We start from the raw sequence: 9,674 nt of genomic DNA on the forward strand, positions 1-9,674 counted from the left end.
CCGCCGCGTCCGCCCATGGCCTCGCTATTTCTTGCTGCCGGCCTTGAGGGCCTCCTGCATGGCCTTCATCGGGTCGTCGTCAGGCGCTGCGCTCTGCGGCTCGGGGACGACGGTGGTGCCGGTCGCTTCGCCCGGCGACTGCGGCACTGTCGTCCCGGGCTCTTCGCTCGCGCCAGGTGCCGTGTCATAGCCGCTGTCCGTCGCGGGCAGGCTGTCCCGCATCTGCTCACCTATGCTCTCCATGTTGTACTCCTGCTTCTTGTCCAGGCTGCCGGTGACCAGCTGGGGGAAGGCGATCAGCAGGCCGACCATGGTGAGCTGGATGATCACAAAGGGGATGGCGCCCTTGTAAATCTGCATGGTGGTCACCGGCTCCATGATTTTCCTGGTCACGCGGTCCACATAAGGTTTTTCCGGGGCGACCGAGCGCAGGAAAAACAGCGCGAAGCCAAACGGCGGGTGCATGAAGGAGGTCTGCATGTTGACCGCCAGCAGTACGCCGAACCAGATCAGGTCGATGCCCAGCTTGTCGGCCACCGGCGCCAGCAGCGGCACCACGATGAAGGACAGCTCGAAGTAGTCGAGGAAGAAGGCCAGGAAGAAGATCATGGCGTTGACCAGGATCAGGAAGCCGATCTGGCCGCCGGGCAGGTCGGTCAGCAGGTGTTCCACCCACTTCGGTCCATCGGCGGCCTGGAACACCAGGCTGAACACGGTGGCGCCTATCAGGATGAACATCACGAAGCTGGCCAGCCGGGTGGTCGAAGCCAGGGACTGCTTGAGCAGCTTCATGTCCAGGCGCTTGCGCGTCCAACCCATGATCAGCGCGCCCATGGCACCCATGGCGCCGCCCTCGGTCGGCGTGGCCACACCGAGGAAAATGGTGCCCAGCACCAGGAAGATCAGCAGCAGGGGAGGAATCAGCACGAAGGTCACGCGCTCGGCCAGGCGCGACAGCAGGCCGAGCCTGGTGGCACGGTTGAGCAGCGCGATGACGAGAGCCAGGAACACACCACCGCACATCGCGACGACCACTTTTTCGTCGGTGGCGACAGAGGTCACCTCCTGGCCCTGCCACCAGCTGTGCACGGCCTCCATGTTGCGTGCGAGGAAGATGGAAACCGTAGCCGACAGCGCGGTCAGCACGGCCAGCGAGGTGTAGCCGCCGCTGCCGTTGGGCTCGCGGTAAGTGCGCGCCTCAGGCGGCAAGGCCGGCACGCGCTCCGGCTTGAAGACCGCAAGCAGCAGGACATAGAACACGTACAGGCCCATTAGCATGAAGCCGGGCAGGAAGGCGCCCTTGTACATGTCGCCCACGCTGCGGCCCAACTGGTCGGCCATGATGATCAGCACCAGCGAGGGCGGAATGATCTGCGCCAGCGTGCCGGAAGCGGCAATCACGCCCGAGGCCAGGCGCCGGTCGTAACCGTAGCGCAGCATGATGGGCAGCGAGATCAGGCCCATGGAGATGACCGAGGCCGCGACCACACCGGTGGTGGCCGCCAGCAGCGCGCCGACGAAGATCACTGCGAGGGCGAGCCCCCCGCGCATCGGGCCGAAGACCTGGCCGATGGTGTCAAGCAGGTCCTCGGCCATGCCGCTGCGTTCGAGGATCAGCCCCATGAAAGTAAAGAAGGGCACAGCCAGCAGGGTGTCGTTGGCCATGATGCCGATCAGCCGCTGCGGCAGCCAGGCAATCACGGAAGAGGGGAATACGCCGAGTTCGATTCCGACAAAGCCGAAGAACAGGCCGCAAGCGCCCAGGCTGAAGGCCACAGGGAAGCCCAGCAGCAGGAAAACGATCAGCCCCGCGAACATGATGGGGGCGAAATTGGAGAGGAAGAATTCCATGGTGAGTCGTTCCGGCCGCTTAGCGTTGGGGGGCCGCGTCGCTCAGGGCGCTGGCTTCAGGGGTTTCGGCAGATGTCCGGGCGCGCAGGGCTTCGGCCAGTTCTTCTTCGGCCGACTTGTCGGCGAGGCGGCCCATGGGGTCTGGGCCCTGGCCGCGCAGGAAGGCAATGCGCTTGATCAGTTCCGACCAGCCCTGCAGCATCAGCAGCGTGAAGCCGAAGGGCAGTGCCGCCCAGACCGGCCAGCGGATCAGGCCCCCGGAGTTGCCGGACATCTCGCCGGTCTGGTACATCTGGATCGCCAGCGGTGTGCCGAGGTAGAGCACAACGATGCAAAGCGGTGTCAGGAAGAAGGCGAAGCCGATGATGTCTATCCACACCTGCGCGCGCTTGGACAGACGGCTGTTCAGCACGTCGATGCGCACATGCTCGCGGTGCAGCAGCGTGTAGCCGGCCGCAGCGAGGAAGGACCAGGCGAACAGGTACCACTGCGCTTCCAGGTAGGCATTGGAGCTGGCGTCAAAGACCTTGCGCACAATGGCGTTGATGGCGCTGATGGCCGTGGCGGCAAAGATGAGCCAGATCACGTACTTGCCGACCTGGGCATTGAGCCAGTCCACGGCACGGGAAAATTTCAAGAGGGCGCGCATTTTCTCTCCAGGATAAGGGATGCACGCATAAAAATTCATCCGGAAGACATGGGTGCGTCGTTCCGGATGACTTGTTGCGCGAACAGGGGATTTTACAAGCGGATCAGGCCGCTTCAGGGCGGCCCGATGGCCGCAGGCGTTTCAGAGAACTTCCACCCCGTGGCCTTCGAGCATGCGGCCCACGATGCAGGCGTCGGCAAAACCCTGGCTGTGGAAACAGGCCAGGACTTCGTCGGCGCTGTCGGGGCTGCAGGACACCAGCAGCCCGCCGCTGGTTTGCGGGTCGGACAGCAAGGCCTGCTGCGCCGGACTGATCCCGACGGGCAGGGTGACTTCATGGCCATAACTGGCCCAGTTGCGGCCCGAGGCGCCGGTCACCATGCCACGTTCTGCCAGCGCCAGCACGCCGGGCAGCAGCGGAATCCGGGCTAGCTGCAGCTGCATCTTGAGGCCGGCGCCGCGCGCCAGTTCGAGTCCATGGCCGGCCAGACCGAAACCGGTGATGTCGGTCAGCGCATGCACGCCGTTCATCCGGGCCAGTGCGATGCCGGGTTTGTTCAGCTGGGTGGTCACGGCGATCATGCGGGCATAACCCTCGGCATCCAGCGCTTCCTTTTTCAGCGCCGCCGACATAATGCCCACGCCCAGCGGCTTGCCCAGGATCAGCACATCACCGGCCTTGGCGCCCGAGTTTTTCTTGACCCGCGAGGGATGCACCAGGCCCATCACCACCAGGCCGTAAATCGGTTCGACCGAATCAATCGTGTGGCCGCCGGCAATCGGAATGCCTGCGTCGCGGCAGACATCCTGGCCGCCGCGCAGGATGGCGCCTATGGTTTCCAGCGGCAGCACGTTGATCGGCATGCCCACCAGTCCCAGCGCCATGATGGGGGTGCCGCCCATGGCGTAGACGTCGCTGATCGCGTTGGTCGCGGCGATGCGGCCAAAGTCGTAGGGATCGTCCACGATGGGCATGAAGAAGTCGGTGGTGGCAATCAGCGCCTGCTCGTCGTTGAGCTGGTAGACCGCAGCATCGTCCGCGGTTTCGATGCCGACCAGCAGTTGCGGCGGGATGTTGAGGCCGGGCATGTTGCTGGAGTTTTTGAGGATTTCACTGAGCACGCCCGGGGCGATCTTGCAGCCGCAGCCGCCGCCATGGGACAGGCTGGTCAGGCGGGGAGGGGCGGCGGGTGTGCGTGGATCGGGTGCATTCATGGGGAGGGTTTCCTGGGCGGTGCGGCAGACAGTGCGCTGAGCACCAAGTTTAAGACAAGGCGTTTTTCCGCATCGGGGTCGAACAGGTGGGCGCGCTCGCTGCATTGTTTTTCGAGCAGGGCCAGAAAACCTGCATCGGTGGCGCAGCGCAGCAGGAGCGCCGCCAGCGCAGCGTCGTCGCCCACGGGAAAGTAGCCCGCATAACCGGCGCCCAGCATGCCGATGTTGCCGCTGATCCGTGATGCCAGCACCGGTGTGCCGGACTGGACGGCCTGCAGGATGACCTGGGCGCCGCCTTCCATGCGCGAGCTGTTGACCAGCACATGCGCCTGCTTGATGTGCTGGCGGGTCTGTGCCTGCGGCAGGCCGCCCAGCCAGCGGTAGCCGGGGACGGAGGTCTGCGCCGTTCGCGCGGCCAGCGCGAGATCCGGCGTGAGTGCGTCCCCGATGTGGTCAAACCGCAGGCGTACTGGCGGGCTGGCGTTTCCCGGGGCCAGCCGCGCCGCCGCCCGCATCCAGGTCAGCGGGTCTTTTTCATCCCGCAGGTGGCCGACCATCAGGGCGCGAAAGTGCCGCACCGGTTTGACGGCAGGTTTCAAGGCGCGGGCCGACTGGTAAATCACGCGGGCCTTGTAGCGCAGGGCGGCGGGCAGCGCCTGCAGGCCGGCTTCCTGCAGCACCACCAGATGGGTGGCCAGCGCCAGCGATTGCTGCGCGCCGGCGTCCGCAAGAATGTCGCGGTACAGGTCGGTGCCCGTCAGGACGAGGATCAGCGGTTTGCCGGGGCACTGCCGCGCCCAGGCTTCGATGGAGGGCGCCGAGCGGCGCGCATGCAGCGCGATCAGGGCATCGGCCTTGGCCGGAGGCGATGATTCCGGCCACTGCGCCCGCAGCGTGGCGTGGCAGTGGCCGGCCAGGCATTGCGCCCAGCGTCTGGCCGTGTGCCAGTTGCCGTTGTTGGCATCGGCCAGGGCCGGGCTGACCAGCACCACGGATTTTGTTTCGGACACGTTGCCCATAACCACCTTGTTTCGCGAGCCGGAAAGCTCCCCGCAACAAGGTTAACAGTTAACAGGCCTCAGGCCTCAGGCCGGCCCGCCTTCCGCGTCCTTGTCTGCCTTGAGCTCGCCCTTGATTGCGTCATAGACAAACACTTTTTTGGCCAGTGCCGGCTGGTAGTTGAGCATGTCGATCAGGAAGCTCAGGGCGCCGAGGTTGTTGCCGAGGCAATCAAACGTTCCGGCCGCGCGAAGCTGCTGTTCATCGACATCGGCCTGCAGCATGTGGTCGACGAGTTCGCCCATGTGCACCGCCGCCATCGCGGCCTGGTCCAGCCCCAGCAGGGCCAACACGCCGCGCATCTGCCCCAGTTGCCCGGGCACTGTGCTCAAGACCGACTTGTCCTGGGGTGCACGGGAGAAGTTGTCCAGCGATTTTTCCAGATCGCCGAGGGTGACCCGCAGTTCACCCACCAGGCTGGCCATGGTCTGTTTGTCGCTGACACGCCGGTAAAGCTCCTCCATCCAGGGCTCCAGGGGCTGCGACGGCCCGCCGGCCTGGGCGGCGTCCAGCCGTTCGGCGAGCCGGGCCGTGCGGGCCGTCAGCTGGGGGTCGCTGGGGTCGAGGTCGTCAAACGCGGCTTCGAGGTACAACACGGCCGTCGCCACTTCCAGCGCCAGTTCGGGGCCGGGCACCTGGCCTGAGCGGGCAGTCGTGTCGATCACCCGCGCCAGCACGCGCGCCAGCGGCTCGCTGGGCGGGTGCAGCTTGACCAGGGAGTCCGTCATCAGGCTGAACTGGTCGTTCATGGTCTTGAACCGGGTGAGGTCGCCCGAGGTCACCCATGACCAGGTGTCCTTGGCCGAGCCGATCCGCTTGCGGGCCTGTGCGATCAGCGCCGGGGCAAAGCGTCCGAACTGGATGGCCTCGTAGTCGATGGGCTGGAAGCGGTCCAGGCCGTAACTGGCGCGCACCGCCGACAGCACCGGGGCATCCGTGGCGCTCCTGGGCACCGCCTGCGTACAGAGAAACAGCAGGTCCTGTGCGAGCCTGTCCGACGCGTGGGGGTTGCCCCGTGCCAGGACCGCATACTGCAGGAGGATGCGCAAAATGGCTCTTTTGGCATACACATCGACTTTCAGCAGGCTCCCTGCCAGGGCTTCAAAAAAACCGGCGGCCAGTTTCCAGAAGGCCCGGGGTTCACTGTCCGTTTCCGCCTGCGCGAAACCCAGGCACATGTCGAAGAGCTGTTGGGCCGCCTCGGGATGGCTGTTCCGCACGAGTTTCAGGGTCCACCGGTCCAGCAGCTCCCGGGCGGCGTCGCCGTAGGGAAGGGGGTCGGCGCCGGACGCCAGCTCCGGCTCAATCCAGCGCCACTCAAACGCCCAGAGGTCGGCCGGATGGATGCGGTCCGCACCGACCAGGCCCTGGACATCCCGGTACTGGGGGAACAGCGACACGGCCGAGGCGGGTTTGCCCGCCAGCACATCTTCGAGGTAAGCGCTCAGCGCAAAACCAGCCAGTTCGACCTTGTTGGCGGCCTCCTGGGTGCATTGTCCGGGCGTCTGGACAAACTTCTGCACCGCGGCCTCCATCGCCCGCAGCACCAGTGCCGGCGCACTCATGCCGACCATCTCCAGCGCCCCCACCGCCTGGTGCAGCTGCTGGCGGGCGATGCGCAACTGGCTCGCATCCAGCGCGGCAAGCTCAGCGCCCTGCGCCACCTCGGCTTCCCGCACAAAACGTTTCAGCGCCTTGCTCGAACTGTCCAGTGATTTGCCAAGTTCATCGAGCACCCAGGCCAGTGGACTCATGTCCATGATGCTCAGGTCGAGATCGTCGGGGGAGGCATTCAGCTCGTTGGATGGCATAAATGGCGGACCGGTTGATGGATCTGATTCACACGCGAAGGCAAAGGAGGGACCCGGCAAGCGGCCTTGCCTTGATAGAAAAACCATCGAAGTCTATCCCGACTGTGCCGAACCGGTGATGGGCGGGGCGACGACCGGTCGAAAAAAGCGCTTGATTGGTGGATGGCAGTCCTCTCCGGCCGGATTTTCACCGGCGGCGCAGGCGGCTCGCCGCCGCCCCGGGCAGACACACGTCTGCTATTCTGGGTTCCCCCCATGCGCGGTGCGCCACTTGCCAGGGTTGGCATGCTGCAGCCGGCTTACCAGGACGACGGTTTTGGCTTCAGATCCGCTACCCCCTTCATCTCCCCATTCATCTGCTGCCCACGCGGCCGGCCTGATTGATTCGCCCCTGATACGCGGCGCCGGACGGGATGCCCTGTCGCTGGCCCTGATGGATGCGCGCAACCATACCTTGCACCTGTTTGGCCAGTACCAGCAGGCACTGGAGGCCGTCAACTTTGTGGTGCCCGAGTTGACTGTCCTCAATCCGCCGCTCTGGGAGCTCGGGCATGTCGGCTGGTTTCAGGAGTGGTGGACAGGGCGCAACATGCAGCGCGCCCGGGGAGTCCGCTGCGAGCCCACGCATGCGCGGCTGGCCTCCATCGAACCGGGTGCCGACCGCTGGTGGGACTCGGCCAACGTGCCGCACCACCAGCGCTGGACGCTGGATCTTCCCCCGGTCGCGAGTTGCCGTGCCTATTTGCTCGACACGCTGGAAAGCACGCTGGAGCTGCTGGAAAAAACGGAGGAGGACGATGATGCGCTCTATTTTTTCCGCCTCTGCCTGTTCCACGAGGACATGCATGCCGAAGCCCTGAGCTACACCGCGCAGACACTGGGCCTGGGTCTGGACAAGGCGCTGCTGCAGGCCTTCACGCCGACCACCCTGACCCTGCGCGAGCCGCTGCTGGTGCCGGCCACCGTCTGGAAGCTCGGCAGCGCCGCAGCGCCGGGATTCGTGTTCGACAACGAGTTGGCGCAACACGAGGTCAGCGTGCCCGAGTTCGAGATCGACGCCCAGCCGGTGAGCTGGGCGCAGTTTGTGGAGTTTGTCGACGACGGCGGCTACGACCAGCCCGAGTTCTGGCAGAGCGAAGGCTGGGACTGGCTGCAGGCCACGGCAACGCGTGAAGGCCGGCGCGGTCCGCGTTACGTCGAGCAGATCGGTGTGGCCAGCGGCGCGGTGATGCAGACCCGCTTTGGCAAGGCGATGCGCATGCTGGGCAACCAGCCGGCCATGCACATGAGCTGGTGGGAAGCCGACGCCTGGTGCCGCTGGGCCGGGCGCCGCCTGCCAGCCGAGGTCGAGTGGGAGGTGGCGGCGCACACGGCCGCGCGGCGCGGGTTTCGCTGGGGTGATGTGTGGGAGTGGACGGGCAGCACCTTCCGGCCCTACCCGGGTTTTGTGCCGCACCCCTATGCCGATTATTCGCAGCCCTGGTTCGGCACGCACAAGGTGCTGCGCGGCGGTTCTTTTGCGACCCGCGCCCGCATGAAATCTCCGAAGTACCGCAATTTTTATTTGCCGGAGCGGGATGATATTTTCTGTGGGTTTCGGTCCTGCGCCTTGTAGATGCTACTTTATTGATAGCTGCTTTCGACCGTTGCATAAGGGTTGGAGGCATATTTCATGTTGAATCCGGCATCACGCTGCGCTTGTGGCTTGCTGCTGACAGTAGGTGCAACTCCCCACTCCCACCCCTATCCCCCTCCCTCGCCCCGCTGGGCGAGGGAGGGGGACTTCATTTGGCCGCGTGTGTTGCACTCGCGTGCAAACATGACGGCCGCTTGAGTCCGCCATGACGCGCTGCGCGCGTCATGGCTCCCCGCGCCCGATCCCGCATTCGTTTCCCCCACCCGTCGGGCTGGGCCGAGGAGCACAGCCGAAAGCGGATCAGGGCGAGCGATTGTTTGAGCCGAAGGCGAGTTCGAGCTCGACCCCGCTTTCGGCGAGGTTCTATGGTTCGCGTCAAGCCGGTTTTGCGTTAATTAGCAGTTTTGACGGCTCAAACGCCTGGCCTGACCTCCACACCGCGAAGGCAATACGCAGCAGCTTTCTGGCCAGCACCACCAGAGCCGCCGTGCTCGGCAAACCGCGCCCCTTCAGGGCCTCGTACATCGGCCTGAACAGCGCACTGCGCGTGGCTGCCATGGCGCACAGGTACAGCTGCCTGCGCAGGTGAGGATCACCTTTCTTGGACAGTCTGCGTTTGCCTCTTTTGCTGCCCGAGTCTTCTGGCCGGGGATCGAGCCCCGAGTAGGCCACCAACGCGTCGCTATTGGCAAACCCGATCCTCGTCAATAGCGTGGCCAGCAAAGCGGCACCTTGCGGGCCTACACCGGTGATGGTTTGCAGCCGCTTGCAGCCTTGCACCAACTGCGTATCGCTGGCCATCAGCGTGGCGACTTTGGCGTCTATTTGCGCCATCAGCTTCTTGAAGTGGGCTCTCAAGGCCTGACCCTCCTCCTCGAGGACTGCGACATGCTCCAGCGCCATCGTCAGCCTGGCGCAACTGTCGGCCAGCTGCACACGTGCCCTGTGCAGGTCGCGCAGTTCGCCGAGCAGCCGGGGCGTGGGTTGCCAGGGGCGAAGGCGCTTGCGAGCCTGGCCCAGCAGCTGGTGGGCCACATACTGGGCGATCAAATGGGCATCGAGCGGGTCGGTCTTACCGCGCTGGCCCATGGCTTTGGCGTAGTGGTGCACGTCCATGGCGTTTAGAACGTAGACGTTAAAGCCGGCGGCTTGGGCCTGGCTGGCGAGCTCCAGGTGGTAGCGCCCTGTGGACTCCATGGCGATGCAGGCGCCGACTGGGACGGCCTTGAGCCACGCCCGTATGGCTGGCGGGCTGTTGGCAATGGCTTGGGTGGCCTTGGCACCATGGCGGGCGACCACGAAGGTGGCTTTGGCGACGTCTACGCCAATGATGGCATTGTTATGGATGCTGCCCGGTGGCTCGTACGATGGCTGGGCATCGAGTGCTCGATCTTGCATTTAAGGCAATGCTGAATAAGTCCCCCAGCTGGCCCGTGACTTGCATGTAGAACTG

7 protein-coding genes are annotated in these 9,674 nt (G+C 65.0%); 1 reads left to right on the forward strand and 6 read right to left on the reverse strand.

Annotation, left to right across the window (positions count from 1 at the left end):
* Window positions 1-24: 24 nt before the first annotated feature.
* The 5 genes from PSV40_RS04150 to PSV40_RS04170 form a co-directional block, all read right to left on the reverse strand.
* Window positions 25-1,851, reverse strand: a complete 1,827-nt coding sequence (locus PSV40_RS04150) for a TRAP transporter large permease subunit (protein WP_300534544.1) — start codon at window positions 1,849-1,851, stop codon at window positions 25-27.
* Window positions 1,852-1,870: 19 nt separating this feature from the next.
* The gene (locus PSV40_RS04155) at window positions 1,871-2,500 is read right to left on the reverse strand and encodes a TRAP transporter small permease subunit (protein WP_300534547.1); all 630 of its coding nucleotides are present in this window, start codon (window positions 2,498-2,500) and stop codon (window positions 1,871-1,873) included.
* Window positions 2,501-2,641: 141 nt separating this feature from the next.
* Window positions 2,642-3,715: a selenide, water dikinase SelD gene (selD, locus tag PSV40_RS04160; RefSeq protein ID WP_300534549.1), complete on the reverse strand. Its 1,074-nt coding sequence runs from the start codon at window positions 3,713-3,715 to the stop codon at window positions 2,642-2,644.
* Entirely contained in the window at window positions 3,712-4,734 is a 1,023-nt protein-coding gene (gene senB / locus PSV40_RS04165; protein ID WP_300534552.1) for a selenoneine biosynthesis selenosugar synthase SenB, read from the reverse strand. The genes selD and senB overlap by 4 nt, the downstream gene beginning before the upstream one ends.
* A gap of 66 nt (window positions 4,735-4,800) precedes the next feature.
* The gene (locus PSV40_RS04170) at window positions 4,801-6,585 is read right to left on the reverse strand and encodes a hypothetical protein (RefSeq protein WP_300534555.1); all 1,785 of its coding nucleotides are present in this window, start codon (window positions 6,583-6,585) and stop codon (window positions 4,801-4,803) included.
* 316 nt (window positions 6,586-6,901) lie between these two features.
* Here PSV40_RS04170 and senA point away from each other — a divergent pair, with 316 nt between their 5' ends.
* Complete coding sequence (gene senA / locus PSV40_RS04175; protein WP_300534557.1) at window positions 6,902-8,200, forward strand: selenoneine synthase SenA; 1,299 nt, start codon at window positions 6,902-6,904, stop codon at window positions 8,198-8,200.
* Window positions 8,201-8,596: 396 nt separating this feature from the next.
* Here senA and PSV40_RS04180 read toward each other — a convergent pair whose 3' ends face one another.
* Window positions 8,597-9,619, reverse strand: a complete 1,023-nt coding sequence (locus tag PSV40_RS04180; protein ID WP_300534559.1) for an IS110 family transposase — start codon at window positions 9,617-9,619, stop codon at window positions 8,597-8,599.
* Between the last annotated feature and the right edge of the window lie 55 nt (window positions 9,620-9,674).

It is taken from the genome of Polaromonas sp. (assembly GCF_029945925.1).
In the GTDB taxonomy this organism is placed as follows: domain Bacteria; phylum Pseudomonadota; class Gammaproteobacteria; order Burkholderiales; family Burkholderiaceae_C; genus Polaromonas.

Bases quoted from the DNA above. Each gene is read 5' to 3' on its own strand.
- PSV40_RS04155 (WP_300534547.1), bottom strand. From the start codon at position 2,500: ATGCGCGCCCTCTTGAAATTTTCCCGTGCCGTGGACTGGCTCAATGCC.
- senB (WP_300534552.1), bottom strand. From the start codon at position 4,734: ATGGGCAACGTGTCCGAAACAAAATCCGTGGTGCTGGTCAGCCCGGCC.
- PSV40_RS04150 (WP_300534544.1), bottom strand. From the start codon at position 1,851: ATGGAATTCTTCCTCTCCAATTTCGCCCCCATCATGTTCGCGGGGCTG.
- PSV40_RS04170 (WP_300534555.1), bottom strand. From the start codon at position 6,585: ATGCCATCCAACGAGCTGAATGCCTCCCCCGACGATCTCGACCTGAGC.
- selD (WP_300534549.1), bottom strand. From the start codon at position 3,715: ATGAATGCACCCGATCCACGCACACCCGCCGCCCCTCCCCGCCTGACC.
- PSV40_RS04180 (WP_300534559.1), bottom strand. From the start codon at position 9,619: ATGCAAGATCGAGCACTCGATGCCCAGCCATCGTACGAGCCACCGGGC.